Below are 17,494 nucleotides of genomic sequence, written 5' to 3' on the forward strand. Positions count from 1 at the left end.
CCTAAATACGACTCATCGCGCCAGAAATCAGGAGTTTTGAAATGACCAACTTCCCGTCTCACGACCTCGAATCCGCCCCTGAGGGGTCCAAACCGCTGTTGGAGAAATCGCAAGCCGCCTTTGGCCGCCTACCCGGTCTGCACAAGGTGATGGCGGAAAGCCCGCAGCATCTGGAGGCTTATCAGGTTCTTCACGGCCTCTTCCTGCAAACCGATTTCGACAATGATGAGAAAACCGTCGTTTGGCAGACCATCAACGTTGAAAACGAGTGCCACTACTGTGTCCCCGCCCATACCGGCATCGCCAAAATGATGAAGGTTTCGGACGAGATCACCGAGGCTCTGCGCAACGAAACCCCGCTGCCGACTGCCAAGCTGGAGGCCTTGCGCACTTTCACCCTGCAGGTGATGGAAACCCGCGGTAACCCGACCGAAGAACAACTGCAGGCGTTCTTTGACGCCGGTTACTCGCACCGCGCCGTTCTGGATGTGATTCTGGGTCTGGCGCAGAAAACCATGTCGAACTACGTCAACCACATGGCCAAAACTCCGGTCGATCAGGTCATGCGCAGTTTCCTGTGGGAACGTAAAGTCAACGAACCGGCCTAAGCCGACACGACCGAGCCCTCATCGCCTTCGGTAACAACCAGCGTTTGGGCCCGGTCTCCCAATTCCGCAAACAGCTCAGGCCCGGTGCCCGTCATCCAGGCCTGAGCGCCCAGCGCACAGATCTCATCATAGAGCGCCGCGCGTCGCCCGGCATCCAGATGCGCAGCCACCTCATCCAGCAACACAATCGGTGGCGCACCGATCATTTCCGCAAGCGCCCGTGCGTTTGACAGGATCAGGGACACAAGCAACGCCTTCTGTTCACCCGTGGAACAATCCTTGGCCGGAACCCCCTTGGCCGCGAACACCCCATACAGGTCCGAGCGATGCGGCCCGACCAGAGTCCGCCCTGCTGCAAGATCGCGGAAACGGCTTTCGCTGAGCGCCTCGCGCAGATCATCCGCAGTCTCGGGCATCGCACCTTCCGTTTGAATCAACTCCAAGTCTGCTGAAGGAAACGCCGTTTCGGCCTGATCCTGCGCGGCACGCAAATGATCCAATGCTGCAAGACGCGCCGCATGGATCCGATACCCTGTCTCGGCCATCTGACCTTCCAAAGCCGTGTACCAATGGGCGTCCCGGACCTGATCTTTCAATAGCCGGTTCCGCTCACGCATAGCCTTTTCGTAGGTCAGCGAAGCCTCGGCATGCGCGGGATCAAAGCTCAGCGCGATGCGGTCCAGAAATCGCCGCCGCCCCTCAGCCCCTTCGATCCACAGCCGATCCATCGACGGGATCAACCACACCACGCGCGCGAGCTTGCCCAGATCAATCTGACTGGCGGCCTTGCCATCAATCCGAACCTGACGCGCCGCGCCACCTTCGGACCACGTCTCGATCTCATACCGCCCGCCCTGCGCGCTCAGCAGACCGGACAGTTTCCAGCCAAGGGCTTCGGGCCGCCGGGTCATCTCCGCCGCACTGGCCCGCCGCATCCCGCGACCGGGCGAGAACAGAGACACTGCCTCCAGAATATTGGTCTTCCCGGCCCCGTTCGGCCCATGAATGGCCACCGGGCGCCCATCCAAAGACAAACGCGCCAATTTATGAGACCGAAAATGCGAGACCGTAAGTTCGGTCAGGGCCAATCCCATGACCCCTCCCTTCTTCTGTTCAAAAATACCTCCGCCGGAGGCATCGCGCGCCAGCGCGATCAGACGCGCATCGGCATGACGACGTAAACCGCGCTCAGATCGTTGCCTTCGCGCATCAAAGTCGGGTCACCGGCCGAGTTAAACAGGAATACCGCGTTCTCACGATCCACCTGCGATGCAATCTCGAGCAGGTATTTCGCGTTGAACCCAATCTCCAGCCGTTCGTCACCGTAAGCGACGGCCAACTCTTCCTCAGCCGCGCCACTATCCGGCGCGTTGACCGACAATACCAGCTTATCCGCATCCAGTTGCAGCTTCACGGCGCGCGAACGCTCTGATGAAACCGTTGCAACCCGGTCCACGGCTTGCGCAAATTCAGCAGCATCCACTTCCAACTGGCGCGTGTTGCCTTGCGGAATAACGCGGGTGTAATCGGGGAAGGTGCCATCAATGACCTTCGACGTCAGCGTGATATCCGGCGTGGCAAAGCGTACCTTGGTTTCGCTGACCGAGACAGCGATGTCCATCTCGTCATCGTCCAGCAGCTTGCGCAGCTCACCCACGGTTTTACGCGGCACGATCACACCCGGCATGTCCGCAGCACCATCCGGCAGGTCCGCATCAATCCGCGCCAGACGGTGACCATCGGTGGCCACGCAGCGCAGAACCTTGCCGCCCTCAGACCCGTCCGCGACATGCATGTAAACACCGTTCAGGTAATACCGCGTCTCTTCGGTCGAGATAGCGAATTTCGATTTGTCGAACAAGCGACGCAGCAATGCCGCCGACGCGGTGAAATTAGACTGATATTCCGAGGACGCCATGACCGGGAAATCCTCTTTCGGCAAGGTCGCCAGAGAGAAGTTCGAACGGCCCGCCTCAACCGTCAGGCGACCTGCGGCGCTGTCGGCTGTAAGGGTGACCAGCGCGCCATCCGGCAGTTTGCGCACGATTTCATGCAGGGTCGTAGCGGCCACGGTCGTCGCACCGGCCTTTTCGACCTGCGCAGGCGCTTTGTCAACAACCTCGATATCCAGATCGGTGGCTCGGAACAGGGCTTGGTCGCCTTCGGCCTCGATCAGCACATTGGCGAGGATCGGGATCGTGTTGCGACGTTCCACAACGGATTGGGCCTGGGAAACGGCCTTGAGAAGGGTGCCGCGTTCGATGCTGATCTTCATACCCTCTGTTCCTCTGACTTGCGTGCCGAAAATGGGCGGGACTGGCACGTTAGCGTCTCAGCCCTGAGGCACAAGGATTTTTTACCGATTTCTGGGTGGGAATACCCCGGTGGTCAAGAGGCACGCGTGCGAAACGCGTCCATTCCTCCGCAACCGTGGAGATTAGCGCACAAGAAAACGCCCCGGACGCACTGGCGCGGGGCATTTACTGACAATGGGTGCGGCTCAGGCCTCTAGCGAGCGGCGCAGCATTTCCACGTCTTCTGCGATCTGACCATCAGTTGTCTTCAGCTCTTCGATGCGCTTGACCCCATGCATGACGGTTGTATGGTCGCGCCCTCCGAAACGGCGACCGATCTCAGGCAGAGAGCGGCTGGTCAGTTGCTTGCACAGATACATGGCCACCTGTCGCGGACGGGCATAAGACCGCAGGCGCTTGGGGCCGATAATGTCGGACAGTCGAATGTTGTAGTAATCCGACACTTTGCGCTGGATTTCCTCGACGGTGATCTTGCGCTCGGATGCGCGCAGCACGTCCGCGAGACAGTCCTGCGTCAGCTCCATGTCGATCTCACGCCCCACCAGTGATGCAAAGGCGAACAGACGGGTCAGAGCGCCTTCGAGAACGCGCACATTGGTCGAGATGCGATGCGCCAGGAACTCCAGCACGCCATCGGCGATAACAAGATCGGGATAGGTGGCGATGTGCTGCTGGACCTTGTTCTGCAAAATGCCCAGACGCAATTCGTAGTCGGTGGGATGCAGATCGACGACCAGACCGCATTGCAGGCGCGATTTCACGCGGTCTTCCAGATCCTTGATCTCACCCGGTGCGCGGTCGGCCGAGATGATGATCTGTTTGTTCTGGTCCACAAGCGCATTGAAGGTGTGAAAGAACTCTTCCTGGGTCGAGTCCTTGCCCGCAATGAATTGCACATCATCGACCATCAGCACATCGACCGAGCGGAACAGATGTTTGAAATCCATCATCCGGCGTTCGCGCAGAGCCTGAACAAAGCGGTACATGAACTGTTCCGCCGACAGATAGAGCACGTTCAGCTCAGGGCTTTTGGTCTTCAGCTCCCATGCGATCGCATGCATCAGGTGGGTTTTACCCAGCCCAACACCGCCATAGAGAACCAGCGGATTGAACGTGACCGGGCCACCTTCGGCTACGCGGCGCGCGGCAGCATGGGCCAGTTCGTTGGGTTTGCCGACAACAAAGCTGTCGAAGGTAAAACGCGTATCCAAGGGTGCGGCCTGCAGATCCTCAAGCGCCGCATTGGCAGATTCCGCAACAGGTGCCGCAGCTGCGGCCAACTTAGACTCACCCGTGACAGAGGCCGGGCGAGTGGTTGAATTGGCAGCTGCCTTAAACGCAAGACGTTGCACCGTCTCACCGGCGGTATTCAGTTCATACAGAATCAAATCTGCGAAATTCTGGCTGACGTAATTCCCCATGAAGTTGGTCGGCACCGAGAACACGGCGACACCATCCTGCAGCTCCTGAAATTCCAGAGGCTCAATCCAGGTGGTGAAGTTGTTCTTGCCAACGGCCTTCAGTAGTTTGCTACGCAGTTGTCCCCATTTCTCTTGTGTCATCAAGCGCCTCACGCATCCCATTTTTTTTGACCTGTCGGTCTTATCAATCGTCGCCGGTTTCCCGGTCATTGACGTTCACACACAAGGGTACCCTGCGCCGGACTGTCCCATCCGGCGGGTAAATGAACACTCAGCATGCACAAATCGTATCCCGCAGCAGGATCCCGGAAAACCGGGGCACGCGTCGTAACCCAATTGTTTGACAGGGCTGAGATCTTCGGAAAACCCGAGACCCAGAGCAGATCGTTTCACCGGCCAAGGCCGGTTTTCGAACGCTGGTTCCTGATGTCTGACTGATGCCCGTCAGTCAGATGTCTGGAACAGCCTGTCCCCCCAAGCGAGTGAATCGCTGAATCAGTGGTAGCAAGATGTTGCCTGTCGCAGCAACGAAACTCTGATATTGACTCGGGGTTCAGGGCGAAAGAATCTCTCGACTTCGTGAGGTCGCGACTTTCTGGCAACAAAGAAGAAAGGCGCCGCAATGCGCGACGCCTTTACGTAGGAAAACGCTTGACGCGTCCTAGCGGGAATCAACCCAGCGCTTTTACGCGTGCCGACAGGCGCGACATTTTACGCGATGCGGTGTTCTTGTGGAAAACGCCTTTGGTGACGCCGCGCATCAGTTCAGGCTGAGCTGCCCGCAGAGCTGCGGTTGCAGCGTCTTTGTCGCCGGAAGCGATCGCTTCTTCAACTTTGCGCAGGTAGGTGCGGATGCGCGAACGGCGTGCTTTGTTTACGGCGAAACGCTTTTCGTTCTGACGGGCGCGTTTCTTTGCCTGGGGCGAATTTGCCATGTGTCTCTGACCTTTGTTCGGTACGGTTATCTAGGGTTGCGCGCCACGGAGTTATCCGCACCGGATCAGAAATCACGAGTGTGAGTCGGGCCAAGCGGGCCGCACGCGCATGTATGACGGCGGTCTTTACCCAAGTTTTACGGGTTTGCCAAGCCGATTCTTTCCTCGTACGCCCAACAAAAAAAGGCAGGCCATAGCCTGCCCTTCCGGAATTCTTTGTCGCGAACCTACTTGTCGCGGAATTGAGCAGCGCGTTTTTCCAGAAACGCCGCCATGCCCTCTTTCTGGTCTTCGGTCGCGAACATCGAATGAAAGACGCGACGCTCGAACAGAAGACCTTCGCTAAGCGGTAGTTCATAGCTGCGATTCACCGCTTCTTTCGCGGCTGCGGCCGTCAGCAAAGATTTCTCAGCAATCTTATGGGCTGCACCCACAGCTTCCTCGATCAGTTTCTTCGCAGGAACCACGCGGCTGACAAGACCCGCGCGCTCGGCTTCTTCTGCGTCCATGAAGCGACCGGTCAGGTTCATATCCATCGCCTTCGACTTGCCAACAAAGCGCGTCAGGCGCTGGGTGCCGCCGATACCCGCGATAACGCCCAGATTGATCTCGGGCTGGCCGAACTTGGCCGTGTCTGCCGCAATGATGAAATCGCACATCATGGCGACTTCGCAGCCGCCGCCCAGCGCGTAACCCGCGACCGCCGCGATGATCGGCTTGCGAATGGCCGAGACACGCTCGTTGACCGACGCAAACAGGTCGGTGCTGAAAACGTCGACAAAGCTCATCTCGGACATTTCCTTGATGTCCGCACCTGCGGCAAACGCCTTTTCCGAGCCGGTCAGCACGATGCAGCGCACCTTGTCGTTCTGATCCGCCTCTTCCAACGCATCGCAAAGCTCACCCACCAATTGGGTGTTCAGCGCATTCATCGCATCTGGTCTGTCGAGTTTGATAAGGGCGACGTGGTCTTCGATTTCGACGATGATCGTCTCAAAAGCCATGAGGTATAAGCTTCCGGTTGTTCCGTTCAGGTACGATTCCTTAACACGCGATTTCGCTGGATCAAGCTATCTTTGACATTGCGCACAATAGAAGGATGAGCGACCGGACTGGGTGATTCTCTTGATTTCGGCACCGCAGCCCTGGGTTCGGCAGGGTTTTCCTTCGCGGCCATAGACATCAAAGCTGTGCTGAAAATATCCAAGTTCTCCATCGACTTGACGGAAATCTTTCAGTGACGATCCCCCTGCCTCGATCGCGTCCTGCAACACCTGCCGGATGATCGGTACAAGGGCTGCGACACGCGCCGCAGAAATCTGTCCGGCCTTGCGACGTGGCGACACCTTGCCGCGATAAAGCGCCTCGCAAACGTAAATATTCCCCAACCCGGCAACGATTCCCTGATCCAGAAGCGCCGATTTGACCGGCGTGTTCTTGCCCTTGAACGCGTCAATCAAGTGCTGTTCGTGAAAATCATTGCCCAATGGCTCCGGCCCCAGAACGGACAGTAGTTTGTGGTCTTCTGCGGTTGCGGTTGGCAGCAAATCCATGGCGCCGAACCGGCGCGGATCATTGAACGTCACGCGGGCACCATTGGTCATGTGGAACACGACATGGTCATGCTTTTCGGGCATTGGATGGTCATGGACGAACTGCCCCAACGGGTCACCTGATACCGTCATACGCCCCGACATACCCAAGTGAATCAACAGTGTCTCGCCACTGCTGAGATCTGCCAGAATGTATTTTGAGCGCCGTCTTAGCCGATCCACCCGCTGACCCGTCAACCGCTCAGCCATACGCTCCGGAAAAGGCCAGCGCAAATCTTGGCGGTTCACATCTGCACGCTCGATCACCACCCCCTCCATCGCAGGGGTTAGGCCGCGTCTTGCTGTCTCGACCTCGGGCAATTCGGGCATTAGATGGCTCCTATTCCAAAGGGCCGCATTGTGCCCGCCTCTGATGGCCCTATAACAGAGGCGAAATTCGACAAACGGCAAGGCAAATGTCCGACAACAGCGACAAGACCACTCATTTCGGGTTCGAAACCGTCCGCGAGGCTGACAAGGCCGGGCGCGTACAGGGCGTTTTCAACTCGGTGGCCTCGAAATACGACGTGATGAATGATGTCATGTCGATGGGCATCCATCGGGTCTGGAAAGACGCGATGATGGACTGGCTTGCCCCGCGCCCCGGTCAGCGTCTGTTGGACGTCGCCGGCGGCACCGGAGACATCTCGTTCCGCTTTCTCAAACGCGCGGGCTATGGTCACGCCACCGTCCTGGACCTGACCGAGCCGATGCTGGTCGAGGGCCGCCAACGGGCTGAGGCCGACCAAATGTCAGAGAGCCTGAACTGGGTCGTCGGCGATGCGATGTCTCTACCGTTCGAGGACAACACCTTCGACGTCTACACGATCTCCTTCGGCATTCGGAACGTCACTCGCCCGCAAGAGGCGCTGAACGAGGCCTACCGCGTGTTGAAACCCGGCGGCCGCCTGATGGTGCTGGAGTTCAGCCAGTTGCCCAATGACGGTCTGCAAAAGCTCTATGATCTCTATAGCTTCAACGTCATCCCACGCATGGGCAAACTAATCGCCAATGACTACGACAGCTATCAGTACCTCGTGGAATCGATCCGCAAGTTCCCTGATCAAGAGACGTTTCTGGGCATGGTTCGCGCCGCCGGTTTTGAGAACGCCAAGTACCGCAACCTGAGTATGGGAATCGCCGCGCTGCATTCCGGCTGGAAGATCTAAATGCGTGGCCCTCACAACATCATACGCCTGATCCGAACAGGCGCCACGCTAGAGCGCACGGGCGCGATGAATGTCGTGCTGGACGCGTTCGAAGCCCCCCGCGCGGTCCGTATCTTGGCCCATACGCTCGGCAAACCGTTTCAATGGCTTGGGTACAATGGCGACCCTGAGATGCCCCCTGCCACACGCGCCCTGACCGCACTGGGTCCGGCGTACATCAAATTCGGACAGGTCCTTTCGACCCGCCCAGACGTGGTCGGCAACGAGCTGGCCGAACAACTGCGCGTATTGCAGGACAAGCTACCCCCGTTCCCGAAGGCCGAGGCCATGGCTGAGGTCGAGAAGGAGCTGGGCCAGCCAATCTCGGAAATGTTCAGCGAGTTCAGCGAACCGATCGCTGCGGCCTCGATCGCTCAGGTTCACAAGGCCAAGCTGACCAGCACAGGCGAGGACGTCGCTGTAAAAGTCCTGCGCCCAGGCATCGAGCGCGCCTTCCGCAAGGATGTCGACGCGTTCTATTTCGCCGCCCGCATGGTACAGCTCTGTGCCCCAGGCGCGCGCCGCCTCCGTCCTATGGAAGTAATCGAACACTTCGACGGCGTGGTGCGCGGCGAGCTGGATCTGCGTCTGGAAAGCTCAGCAGCCTCGGAATACGCCGCCAACACCAAGGATGATGCCGGGTTCTGGTTGCCTCCGGTCGTGTGGTCCCTGTCCGCGCGCCGGGTGATGACGCTCAGCTGGGCGGATGGCATCCCGCTTGGCGACAACGACGCTCTAGACGCCGCGGGCCATAACCGCCGCGATCTGGGTGAGCGTGTCCTACGCCTGTTCCTGCTGCACGCCCTGCGCGATGGCTACTTCCACGCTGACATGCACCAGGGCAACCTCAAGGTCGCCGCCAACAGCGATATCATCGCCTATGACTACGGCATCATGGGCCATATCGACGAATACACCCGCCGGGTCTATGCTGAGATTCTGTTCGGCTTCATCCGTCGCGACTATAAACGCGTGGCCGAGGTGCATTTCGAAGCCGGATATGTCCCCGCCAATCAAGACGTCGACGAATTCGCCCGCGCCCTGCGCGCTGTGGGCGAGCCCATCTTCGGCATGGACGCCACCCATATCTCTATGGGTCGCTTGCTGAATTACCTGTTCGAAGTCACCGAACGCTTCGGCATGGAAACCCGGACCGAACTGATCCTGCTGCAGCGCACCATGGTTGTGGTTGAAGGCGTCGCCCGCTCACTCGATCCGCATATCAATATATGGGAGGTCGCTCGTCCGGTCGTCGAGGATTACATCAAGAAATCCATCGGTCCCCGCGCGGCGCTCCGCGACTTTGGCAAAACCGCTTTGGTTCTGGCTCGGTTCGGCCCACGCCTACCCGCGCTGGTGGAAGACGCCCTGATCGCGCAAACGCAAAAAGACGATCAGACCAACTCCCGCCTGTGGTCCAAAGCCCTTCCCGCCACGCTCGGAGCCGTGGCAGGCGCTGCTTTGGTCCTGTTGCTAACAGCGCTCAGCTAGGCGCAATCCGCCTGCTTCATCTGGCTGAAAATATCCTAGGGGGGAATCGCGCCCAACGGCGCGATGGGGGGCAGACAGCCCCCCGCCAACATCTGCAATCAGAGAAGCTCAAAGGCAATGGCGATTCCCTGGCCGCCACCGATACACATGGTCACCAGACCTTTAGAGCCGCCGGTGCGTTCAAGCTCATACAAAGCCTTCAACGTGATGATCGCTCCGGTTGCACCAACAGGGTGGCCCAGCGCGATGGCACCGCCATTCGGGTTCACCTTGGCCGCGTCCAGACCCAGCTCCTTGTTCACGGCCAGCGCCTGCGAGGCAAACGCCTCGTTGCTTTCAATCACGTCGAAATCTTCAACCGACAGACCAGTGCGCGCCAGCAGGTTCTGGACCGCCGGAACCGGACCAATACCCATCACCTCGGGGCGGACACCGGCGTGGCCGTAACCCAGAATACGCGCTTTCGGCTTCAGACCAGCCTTCTCGGCCGCGTCTGCCGTGGCCAGAACAATCGCCGCCGCACCATCATTGATGCCAGAGGCGTTGCCCGCCGTCACCCGGCCGTCCTTCTTGAACGCCGGACGCAGACCCGCCAGCGCCTCAATCGAGGTCGCCTTGGGATGCTCATCGACCATGAAATCAACCATGTCGCGCTTGACCTTGACCTGAACCGGCGTGATCTGGCTTTGGAAATATCCGGCCTCAATGGCCGCAGCGGCGCGGGTCTGGCTGGTAAGAGCGAACTCATCCATCTGCTCGCGCGTGACCTGATGCTCATCGGCGACATTTTCAGCCGTCACACCCATATGGCCAGTACCAAAGGGGCAGTTCAACGCGCCCAGCATCATGTCGAGCGACTTGATATCGCCCATCTTGGCACCCCAGCGCGCCTGCTGCAGGATGTAGGGGCTGCGCGACATGCTCTCAGCCCCACCAGCCACAGCAAATTCGGCATCACCCAGCATCAGAGATTGTACCGCGGACACAATCGCCTGCGCCCCCGATCCACACAGGCGGTTCACGTTCATAGCGGGAGTTTCGACCGGGATACCTGCCTGTTTGGCCGCCGCACGCGACAGATACATGTCGCGCGGTTCGGTGTTGATCACATGGCCAAACACAACATTGCCAATCTGGCCGCCTTCGACGCCCGATTTCTCCATCGCGGCTTCGGTTACAACGGTCGCCAGATCAATCGGTGCGGTCGAGGCCAGAGCGCCCCCAAACGTTCCAACAGCCGTACGGGCCCCATCCAGAATGACGATATCTTTCATGTCTCTACTCCTCTTGGATTTGGCGGCACTATTACGCCCAGTTGGCGCGTTGTCCTATACGACGTACCGTCACAAGCAGAATTGACAACCCACCGTGAAAAGCGCACTAGATTCCGTCATGACGGAAAACACAGACGATATCCTGACCCTTTTGCCCGCCCGCCTGAAAGAGGCGCGTCGCGCCAAGGGCCTGTCGCTGGAAGCTGTTGCCAATCTTAGCGGCGTATCTCGTTCCATGGTCAGTCAGATAGAACGGGGCGAAAGCAGCCCGACCATCTCGACCCTGTGGAACCTGACGCGGGCCTTACAGGTGGATTTCGCAGGGCTGCTGGAAGAGACCAAGACCTCGGACCAGATCGAGGTTCTGCGTCAGGCCGAAGTGCCCAGCATCGACAACATGGGCACGAACTGCCGCATCCGTATCCTGTCGCCCCCGGAAGAGGCCGGAGGGCATGAGGTCTACGACATCCGCTTTGACCACGACGGCACACTGAACAGTCAGCCGCATGCCCGCGGCACACGCGAACAGTTGACGGTTTTGGAAGGTGCGGTGCGCGTCACCTCGGGCACTGCGATGTCTGAGATGCAACAGGGCGACACCGCCCGATATGCAGCTGATGTGACCCATTCCATTGCTTCGAAAGGCCCCGCGCGGGTCTTTCTGATCGTCAAAAACGCCTAAATTCCGCCTTCACGGAAATTTTTCCCGTATAGTGTAATTCTCCTATTTGGGAATTGTATCCGCTATGTTAGACACTCGACTCAGATGAACGGAGGTCGCCATGGCAGATGCATTCCTGTCCCATATCACGGACACCCTCGCGCAGATCGAATCCGAAGGTCTGTATAAACGCGAACGCATGATTACATCGCCTCAGGGCGGCGAAATCACGGTGGGTGACAAACAGGTCATCAATCTGTGCGCCAACAACTACCTTGGTCTTGCCGATCATCCCGCGCTGATCGACGCAGCCACAACAGCGATGGGGCCCAAAGGGTTCGGGATGGCCTCGGTCCGATTTATCTGCGGCACGCAGGACATTCACCGCGAGCTGGAACAGAAGCTGGCCGAGTTCCTGAACAAGGATGACTCGATCCTGTTCGCCGCCTGTTTCGACGCGAACGGGGGGCTATTCGAACCCCTTCTCGGCCCCGAAGACGCCATTATCTCGGACAGTCTGAACCACGCCTCGATCATTGACGGGGTTCGGTTGTGCAAGGCCAAGCGCTATCGCTATCTGAACAACGACATGAACGACCTCGAAGCCTGGCTGAAGCAGGCGCGCGAGGATGGGGCGCGGCATATCATGATCGCGACCGATGGCGTGTTCTCGATGGATGGCTATCTGGCCAACCTGCCGAAGATCCGTGAGCTGGCCGATAAGTATGACGCCATCGTCATGGTCGATGATTGCCACGCTACCGGGTTTATGGGACCGAACGGCGCGGGCACGCCGGATCATTTCGGTGTCGATGTCGACATCCTGACGGGAACCTTGGGAAAAGCACTTGGGGGGGCAATCGGCGGTTATATCGCCGGGCCGCAGCCAGTGATCGACCTGCTGCGGCAGCGGGCGCGGCCCTATCTGTTCTCGAACTCGCTGCCGCCCTCCATCGTCGCCGCCGGGATTGAGGCCATCCGTCTGGTCCAACAAGGCGACATGCTGCGCGCGCAGCTGTTCGGCAATGCCAAATACTGGCGGGCGGGGCTGGAGAAGCTGGGTTTTGACCTTCTGCCCGGTGAGCACCCGATCATTCCGGTCATGCTGGGAGACGCAACTTTGGCGCAGGATATGGCGGCCCGGTTGTTTGATGAAGGTGTCTATGTATCGGGCTTCTTCTTCCCTGTGGTCCCGCGCGGGCAGGCCCGGATCAGAACCCAGATGAACGCCGCATTGACGCGGCAGGAGCTTGACCAGGCGCTTGCCGCTTTTGAGAAAGTCGGCAAAGAGCTTGGGGTCATCAAATGACCCTTGCCTCTGTCATCGACGCCATCGGCAATACCCCTTTGGTGGACCTGTCGCGAATCTGCCAGCAGCTTCAGCTGGACGGTCGCATTCTGGCCAAGCTTGACTATCTGTTGCCCGGATTCTCGAAAAAGGACCGCGCGGCAAAATCCATCATCGAAATGGCCCGCGCTGACGGAACGCTTGCGCCTGGGCAAACTGTGGTCGAACTGACCTCGGGCAATATGGGAACCGGTCTGGCGATTGTCTGCGGAATAATGGGCCATCCCTTTGTCGCAGTGATGAGCGCCGGGAACTCGGTCGAGCGTGCGCGCATGATGCGGGCGCTGGGGGCTGAGGTGATTATCGTGCCTCAGGCCCCGGGCAGCAAACCCGGTGAGGTTTCGGGCGCTGATCTGGCGCTGGTGGATGAGGCGGCGCAGAAAGTTACAGCAGAACGCGGCGCGTTTCGCGCAGATCAGTTTGGTCATTCTGGCAACCCCAAAGCGCATGTAACCGGGACCGGGCCGGAAATCTGGGAACAGTCTGGCGGCGCTGTCACGGCCTTCTGCGACTTCGCCGGATCAGGTGGCACCCTGGCCGGAGCAGCAGCATTCTTCGCCCCGCATGGCGTGCGGTGCTATGCCATCGAACCCGAAGGCGCACGGGCCTTGGCCGGTGAAGTCGTCGACACGCCCGATCACCCTATACAGGGCGGCGGCTATGCCATGGCTGACCTGACCCATATGAACGGCGTTCCCCTTGCTGGGCACCTTTCGGTGTCAGGTAGCGCGGCCCGAGACTGCGCCCGGCTGCTCGCGCGCAGCGAAGGGATCTTTGCCGGATACTCAGCCGGTGCGAACCTTGCTGGTGCGATCGATCTGCTGCGCGGCCCGGAGCGTGGCGGCTGCGTCGCGATCGTCATTTGCGACAGTGGCCTGAAATACCTGTCCACCGATTTATGGGAGTAGCGCAATGCGTCCCAATACAATGAGAGCGCTGGAAAAATCCGAACCCAAGGAAGGCCTGTGGATGATCCAAGCCCCGGTGCCCGAGATCGGCCCGGATGAAGTTCTGATCCGGGTCAACAAGACCGGCATCTGCGGGACCGACATTCATATTTGGAACTGGGATGATTGGGCCGCGGCAACCGTTCCCGTTCCGATGATCACCGGCCATGAATTCGCCGGTGAGATCGTTGAGGTCGGCCGAAACGTAACCGGGCTTGAGATCGGGCAGCGCTGCTCGGGCGAGGGGCACCTGATCGGAACAGACAGCCGTCAGAGCCGCGCGGGTAAGTTCCACCTCGACCCCGGCACGCGCGGCATAGGCGTCAACGAACAAGGCGCGTTTGCGCAATATCTGAAATTGCCTGCCTTTAACGTCATCCCCCTGCCCGACGACGTGCCGGACGAAATCGGAGCCATTCTCGACCCTCTGGGAAACGCCGTTCACACCGCCCTCAGCTTTGATCTGCTGGGGGAGGATGTGCTGATTACAGGCGCTGGGCCGATTGGCATCATGGCCGCCGCCGTCGCCCGCCACGCAGGTGCCCGCAATGTGGTCATCACTGACATTAACCCTGACCGCCTGAAACTGGCCGAACATGTGGTGCCAACGGTCCGCGCAGTCGATGTCTCCAAAGATGACCTACAGGATGTCATCGCCGAGCTGGGATTGAAGGAAGGTTTCGATGTGGGGCTGGAAATGTCTGGCTCGCAAATCGCGCTGGACCAGATGGTCGAGGCGCTGGTTATGGGCGGCAAGATCGCTCTGCTGGGTATTCCGCCAGGAAAATCCCCTGTCGATTGGTCCCGCATCGTGTTCAAGGCCATCACCATCAAGGGCGTCTACGGGCGTGAGATGTTCGAGACCTGGTACAAGATGATCGCCATGCTGCAAAACGGTCTCGATGTCAGCCGTGTGATCACCCATCAGATGAAAGTCGACGATTTTGCCGAAGGGTTTGCGGCCATGAAATCCGGCCAATCCGGCAAGGTGGTTCTCGACTGGACCTGACCCTCTGGCGCTGCGCGGGCTGACCCCTTACACATCGGGGAACCTCAGGCGTTTGGAGGAGCAAATGAGCGACACTGACAGGTATCTGGAACGCGGGATCGAAGACTCTCTGGTCACCGATTTCACCGAGACCCATCGCAAAAGCTATGGCGATTTTCTGCAACTCAAGACCCTGCTGAACCTGCAGAAGACCTTTCAGGACCCCGCCCAGCCCGATGAGATGTTGTTCATCATCATCCATCAGGTCAGCGAGCTGTGGCTGAAACTGATGCACCATCAACTGGTCGAGGTGCGCCGCTTCCTGCAGCAGGACGCGTTTGGTCCAGCGATGAAAAACCTCGACCGTATCAAAGCCATCCAACATCAGTTGATTGCGGCTTGGGAAACTCTGCTGACTATGACGCCCGCCGACTACATGACCTTCCGCAACGCTTTGGGCAGTTCCTCCGGGTTCCAAAGCTATGGCTACCGCCAGATCGAGTTCATTTTGGGCAACAAGGACCCCTCGACCCTGAAGGTTCACGCCCATGATCCTGAAGTGATGGAAATGCTGAACGCAGCACTTACCAAGCCGTCGCTCTATGACGAGGTGCTGCATATGCTGGCCCGTCAGGGCTTCGACGTGCCTCAGGACCTCCTGGAACGGGACTATGCGCAACCCTACTCCGGCGATCCTCGGGTGGTGAAAATCTGGGTTGAAGTCTTTCGCGACACCGAAAAACACTGGGAGCTTTACGCGCTGGCGGAGAAGCTGATGGATGTGGAATGCCTGTTCCAACGGTGGCGGTTCGATCACGCGACCGCCGTTGAACGTGTCATCGGGATGCAGCCGGGAACAGGAGGCTCCAGTGGCGTCGGCTTCTTACGCAAAGCATTGGAATTGCGCTTCTTCCACGATTTGTATGATATGCGCACAGAACTGATTTATGCGGGGGAATGATGCTGTATCGCGGGTTTTCACAGGCTGAACTGGAACAGGAATATTCGCCAAGATCAATGATCGGCGGTGATCTGACGCCTTACATTGCCAGCTATAGTGCCCTCAGCGCTCAGGCGCGGGGCAGTTTGACGGTTCAGGAAAATCTGACCTATGGTGCAGGCCCCACACAGGTTCTGGATTATTTCCCAGCGGCCGAGGCAGGCGCGCCGCTGCATGTGTTTATCCATGGCGGCTACTGGCAGGCCCTTAGCCAGCGCGAATCTGCTATGATGGCACCGGCGCTGATCAAGGCGGGCCAGGCTTTTGCGACACTGAACTATACGCTGGCCCCTGATGCCCGCATCGCGGACATTATCGAAGAGTGCCGCGATGCGTTGCTCTGGTTGGCGACGCAGGTTGAGTCCCTGGAGTTTGATCCGACCCGGATTACCTTGTCAGGGCACAGCGCCGGTGCGCAATTGGCCAGCATGGTTATGGCGCAATCTGCGAACGCTCTGGCCCGCGCCGGGTTGCGGGTGCGCGACGTGATCCTGATCAGCGGGGTTTACGATCTGGAACCGATCAGCCTGACCTCGGTCAACGATCCGCTGCAACTGACCCCGGTTGAGGTCAACGACCTTTCCCCTATCCGTCACGTGCCACTACCAGGACCGCGCTATCACGTGACCGTGGCCGAAAGGGACACACCCGAATTCATCCGCCAAAGCCGCGACTACGCCGAGCACCTGCGCAAGGCCGGACACTCTGTCAGCTTCGATCTGAAAAAGGGGATGCAGCATTTCGACATCATCATGCATCCCGGGACGTTCACAGCTTCAAAGCAGTCGGGAACGTCCTAGCCTTCGCGATGCGCAGGGCTGGCCTCTGTCAATTCAAACTCGGGTCCTTGATGCCAATCCGTATGTTCAGGGATGACCGGGCCCAAGGGGATTGCACTCCGTCCGTTTCGCCAATCACATCCGTGCGCACCTGATCAAACATCTGCTCAAGGGTGAGACCTCGGGTTCCGATCGCGCGCGCAATGGCTGCTGTGTAAGGGCTGTTGGTCCCAGTCCCATCCAGTGCGACGTCGCCGGGTCCGGTGGCATAGGCGATCAGGTTGTTGGTTCGAGCCGTCATACGCGCAAGCCCGTCGCCGACATCCAGTGCACCGTCCATTTCACTACCAAAAGGATTGTCGCGGCAAGCGTCCAGAATCATGACGCTGACTGCCTGAGGCGTGTGAATGCGATCCAGAACCCACTCGGCCGGGACAGCCTGGTCCGCAATATCGGCCTCGGACTGAATGTTCACACCCAGCGGAAGAAGGTAGTTGAACTCATCACTGCGCACGCCGTGCCCGGCAAAATAGAACACTGCAAGGGCCTCGGACCCCGCTGCACGCACGGTGCTGGCAAAAGCTTCAACCTCCTGCTCCATCTCAGCGCGGCTTGCATCCGTCAGAGTCGTGACCGTAAATCCCGCACCGCGCAGCTCTTCGCTCATCAAGCGCGCGTCGTTCACTGGGTTGTCGAGGGCCGGGACAGTTGTGTACCCAGCATTCCCGATCACGAGGGCAAACCGTTCATGTGCCAATGCGGGCCCGGCGATCAGGGTGATGACAAAGCAGAGTGCTGTAAAAATACGTGTCAAATCTATCTCCAAATCCTGTCGAACGAGAGAAGTAGGTCTCTTCCTTTGGCCCTTAAGTGCTGGAAGTCCGTTCAATCACGACCAATAGTAAATCAAGACCGGGCCTCGAAAGT

At 58.9% G+C, this 17,494-nt stretch carries 17 protein-coding genes; 9 read left to right on the plus strand and 8 right to left on the minus strand.

The window, feature by feature from the left end; genetic code table 11:
* The first annotated feature begins 41 nt into the window (after positions 1 to 41).
* A complete protein-coding gene (locus ACR0JF_RS12680; protein ID WP_170660823.1) occupies positions 42 to 608 on the plus strand; it encodes a carboxymuconolactone decarboxylase family protein in 567 nt (188 codons plus the stop codon).
* Here ACR0JF_RS12680 and recF read toward each other — a convergent pair.
* The 6 genes from recF to mutM all read right to left on the minus strand — a co-directional run bounded on the left by recF (position 605) and on the right by mutM (position 7,201).
* Positions 605 to 1,702, minus strand: a complete 1,098-nt coding sequence (recF, locus tag ACR0JF_RS12685; RefSeq protein WP_170660824.1) for a DNA replication/repair protein RecF — start codon at positions 1,700 to 1,702, stop codon at positions 605 to 607. The two genes, ACR0JF_RS12680 and recF, sit on opposite strands and share 4 nt — an antisense overlap.
* A 59-nt stretch (positions 1,703 to 1,761) precedes the next feature.
* A complete protein-coding gene (dnaN, locus tag ACR0JF_RS12690; RefSeq protein ID WP_170351930.1) occupies positions 1,762 to 2,883 on the minus strand; it encodes a DNA polymerase III subunit beta in 1,122 nt (373 codons plus the stop codon).
* Between the two features lie 225 nt (positions 2,884 to 3,108).
* Entirely contained in the window at positions 3,109 to 4,485 is a 1,377-nt protein-coding gene (gene dnaA / locus ACR0JF_RS12695) for a chromosomal replication initiator protein DnaA (protein WP_480669425.1), read from the minus strand.
* Positions 4,486 to 5,015: 530 nt separating this feature from the next.
* Entirely contained in the window at positions 5,016 to 5,279 is a 264-nt protein-coding gene (gene rpsT, locus ACR0JF_RS12700; protein WP_142638226.1) for a 30S ribosomal protein S20, read from the minus strand.
* Positions 5,280 to 5,506: 227 nt separating this feature from the next.
* The gene (locus tag ACR0JF_RS12705; protein ID WP_170660826.1) at positions 5,507 to 6,283 is read right to left on the minus strand and encodes an enoyl-CoA hydratase; all 777 of its coding nucleotides are present in this window, start codon (positions 6,281 to 6,283) and stop codon (positions 5,507 to 5,509) included.
* Between the two features lie 66 nt (positions 6,284 to 6,349).
* Entirely contained in the window at positions 6,350 to 7,201 is an 852-nt protein-coding gene (gene mutM, locus ACR0JF_RS12710) for a bifunctional DNA-formamidopyrimidine glycosylase/DNA-(apurinic or apyrimidinic site) lyase (RefSeq protein WP_170660827.1), read from the minus strand.
* An 86-nt stretch (positions 7,202 to 7,287) separates the two neighbouring features.
* On the opposite strand from mutM, the gene ubiE reads away from it, so the two are divergent.
* Positions 7,288 to 8,040, plus strand: coding sequence for a bifunctional demethylmenaquinone methyltransferase/2-methoxy-6-polyprenyl-1,4-benzoquinol methylase UbiE (gene ubiE / locus ACR0JF_RS12715; protein ID WP_170660828.1), 753 nt, complete (start codon positions 7,288 to 7,290; stop codon positions 8,038 to 8,040).
* On the plus strand, positions 8,041 to 9,570 hold the full coding sequence (gene ubiB / locus ACR0JF_RS12720) for a 2-polyprenylphenol 6-hydroxylase (protein ID WP_170660829.1): 1,530 nt from the start codon (positions 8,041 to 8,043) through the stop codon (positions 9,568 to 9,570).
* Between the two features lie 98 nt (positions 9,571 to 9,668).
* Here the strand turns inward: ubiB and ACR0JF_RS12725 are convergent, their stop codons facing one another.
* Positions 9,669 to 10,844 (minus strand): acetyl-CoA C-acyltransferase family protein, encoded by a 1,176-nt coding sequence (locus ACR0JF_RS12725; RefSeq protein WP_170660830.1) that lies wholly within the window; start codon positions 10,842 to 10,844, stop codon positions 9,669 to 9,671.
* Between the two features lie 118 nt (positions 10,845 to 10,962).
* Between ACR0JF_RS12725 and ACR0JF_RS12730 the strand changes: the two genes are divergently transcribed.
* From ACR0JF_RS12730 to ACR0JF_RS12755, 6 genes are all read left to right on the plus strand, one after another.
* Positions 10,963 to 11,526 carry an XRE family transcriptional regulator gene (locus ACR0JF_RS12730; protein WP_170379979.1) on the plus strand — a complete coding sequence of 188 codons (564 nt, stop codon included), beginning with the start codon at positions 10,963 to 10,965 and terminating at the stop codon, positions 11,524 to 11,526.
* A 100-nt stretch (positions 11,527 to 11,626) separates the two neighbouring features.
* On the plus strand, positions 11,627 to 12,814 hold the full coding sequence (locus ACR0JF_RS12735) for a glycine C-acetyltransferase (protein ID WP_170660831.1): 1,188 nt from the start codon (positions 11,627 to 11,629) through the stop codon (positions 12,812 to 12,814).
* Complete coding sequence (locus ACR0JF_RS12740; RefSeq protein WP_170660832.1) at positions 12,811 to 13,761, plus strand: cysteine synthase family protein; 951 nt, start codon at positions 12,811 to 12,813, stop codon at positions 13,759 to 13,761. Before ACR0JF_RS12735 ends, ACR0JF_RS12740 begins: the two co-directional genes overlap by 4 nt.
* Positions 13,762 to 13,780: 19 nt before the next feature.
* Positions 13,781 to 14,809 (plus strand): L-threonine 3-dehydrogenase, encoded by a 1,029-nt coding sequence (gene tdh / locus ACR0JF_RS12745; protein WP_170661067.1) that lies wholly within the window; start codon positions 13,781 to 13,783, stop codon positions 14,807 to 14,809.
* Positions 14,810 to 14,873: 64 nt separating this feature from the next.
* On the plus strand, positions 14,874 to 15,749 hold the full coding sequence (locus tag ACR0JF_RS12750; protein WP_170660833.1) for a tryptophan 2,3-dioxygenase: 876 nt from the start codon (positions 14,874 to 14,876) through the stop codon (positions 15,747 to 15,749).
* The gene (locus ACR0JF_RS12755) at positions 15,746 to 16,588 is read left to right on the plus strand and encodes an alpha/beta hydrolase (protein WP_480669430.1); all 843 of its coding nucleotides are present in this window, start codon (positions 15,746 to 15,748) and stop codon (positions 16,586 to 16,588) included. Before ACR0JF_RS12750 ends, ACR0JF_RS12755 begins: the two co-directional genes overlap by 4 nt.
* A 28-nt stretch (positions 16,589 to 16,616) precedes the next feature.
* Here the strand turns inward: ACR0JF_RS12755 and ACR0JF_RS12760 are convergent, their stop codons facing one another.
* Positions 16,617 to 17,381 (minus strand): caspase family protein, encoded by a 765-nt coding sequence (locus tag ACR0JF_RS12760; RefSeq protein ID WP_170660834.1) that lies wholly within the window; start codon positions 17,379 to 17,381, stop codon positions 16,617 to 16,619.
* Between the last annotated feature and the right edge of the window lie 113 nt (positions 17,382 to 17,494).

The sequence above is a fragment of the Ruegeria sp. BG11 genome, assembly GCF_056538565.1.

Excerpts from the sequence above, each read along its gene's own strand:
- ACR0JF_RS12680 (WP_170660823.1), top strand. The coding sequence starts at position 42 with ATGACCAACTTCCCGTCTCACGACCTCGAATCCGCCCCTGAGGGGTCC.
- recF (WP_170660824.1), bottom strand. The coding sequence starts at position 1,702 with ATGGGATTGGCCCTGACCGAACTTACGGTCTCGCATTTTCGGTCTCAT.
- dnaN (WP_170351930.1), bottom strand. The coding sequence starts at position 2,883 with ATGAAGATCAGCATCGAACGCGGCACCCTTCTCAAGGCCGTTTCCCAG.
- dnaA (WP_480669425.1), bottom strand. The coding sequence starts at position 4,485 with ATGACACAAGAGAAATGGGGACAACTGCGTAGCAAACTACTGAAGGCC.
- rpsT (WP_142638226.1), bottom strand. The coding sequence starts at position 5,279 with ATGGCAAATTCGCCCCAGGCAAAGAAACGCGCCCGTCAGAACGAAAAG.
- ACR0JF_RS12705 (WP_170660826.1), bottom strand. The coding sequence starts at position 6,283 with ATGGCTTTTGAGACGATCATCGTCGAAATCGAAGACCACGTCGCCCTT.
- mutM (WP_170660827.1), bottom strand. The coding sequence starts at position 7,201 with ATGCCCGAATTGCCCGAGGTCGAGACAGCAAGACGCGGCCTAACCCCT.
- ubiE (WP_170660828.1), top strand. The coding sequence starts at position 7,288 with ATGTCCGACAACAGCGACAAGACCACTCATTTCGGGTTCGAAACCGTC.
- ubiB (WP_170660829.1), top strand. The coding sequence starts at position 8,041 with ATGCGTGGCCCTCACAACATCATACGCCTGATCCGAACAGGCGCCACG.
- ACR0JF_RS12725 (WP_170660830.1), bottom strand. The coding sequence starts at position 10,844 with ATGAAAGATATCGTCATTCTGGATGGGGCCCGTACGGCTGTTGGAACG.
- ACR0JF_RS12730 (WP_170379979.1), top strand. The coding sequence starts at position 10,963 with ATGACGGAAAACACAGACGATATCCTGACCCTTTTGCCCGCCCGCCTG.
- ACR0JF_RS12735 (WP_170660831.1), top strand. The coding sequence starts at position 11,627 with ATGGCAGATGCATTCCTGTCCCATATCACGGACACCCTCGCGCAGATC.
- ACR0JF_RS12740 (WP_170660832.1), top strand. The coding sequence starts at position 12,811 with ATGACCCTTGCCTCTGTCATCGACGCCATCGGCAATACCCCTTTGGTG.
- tdh (WP_170661067.1), top strand. The coding sequence starts at position 13,781 with ATGAGAGCGCTGGAAAAATCCGAACCCAAGGAAGGCCTGTGGATGATC.
- ACR0JF_RS12750 (WP_170660833.1), top strand. The coding sequence starts at position 14,874 with ATGAGCGACACTGACAGGTATCTGGAACGCGGGATCGAAGACTCTCTG.
- ACR0JF_RS12755 (WP_480669430.1), top strand. The coding sequence starts at position 15,746 with ATGATGCTGTATCGCGGGTTTTCACAGGCTGAACTGGAACAGGAATAT.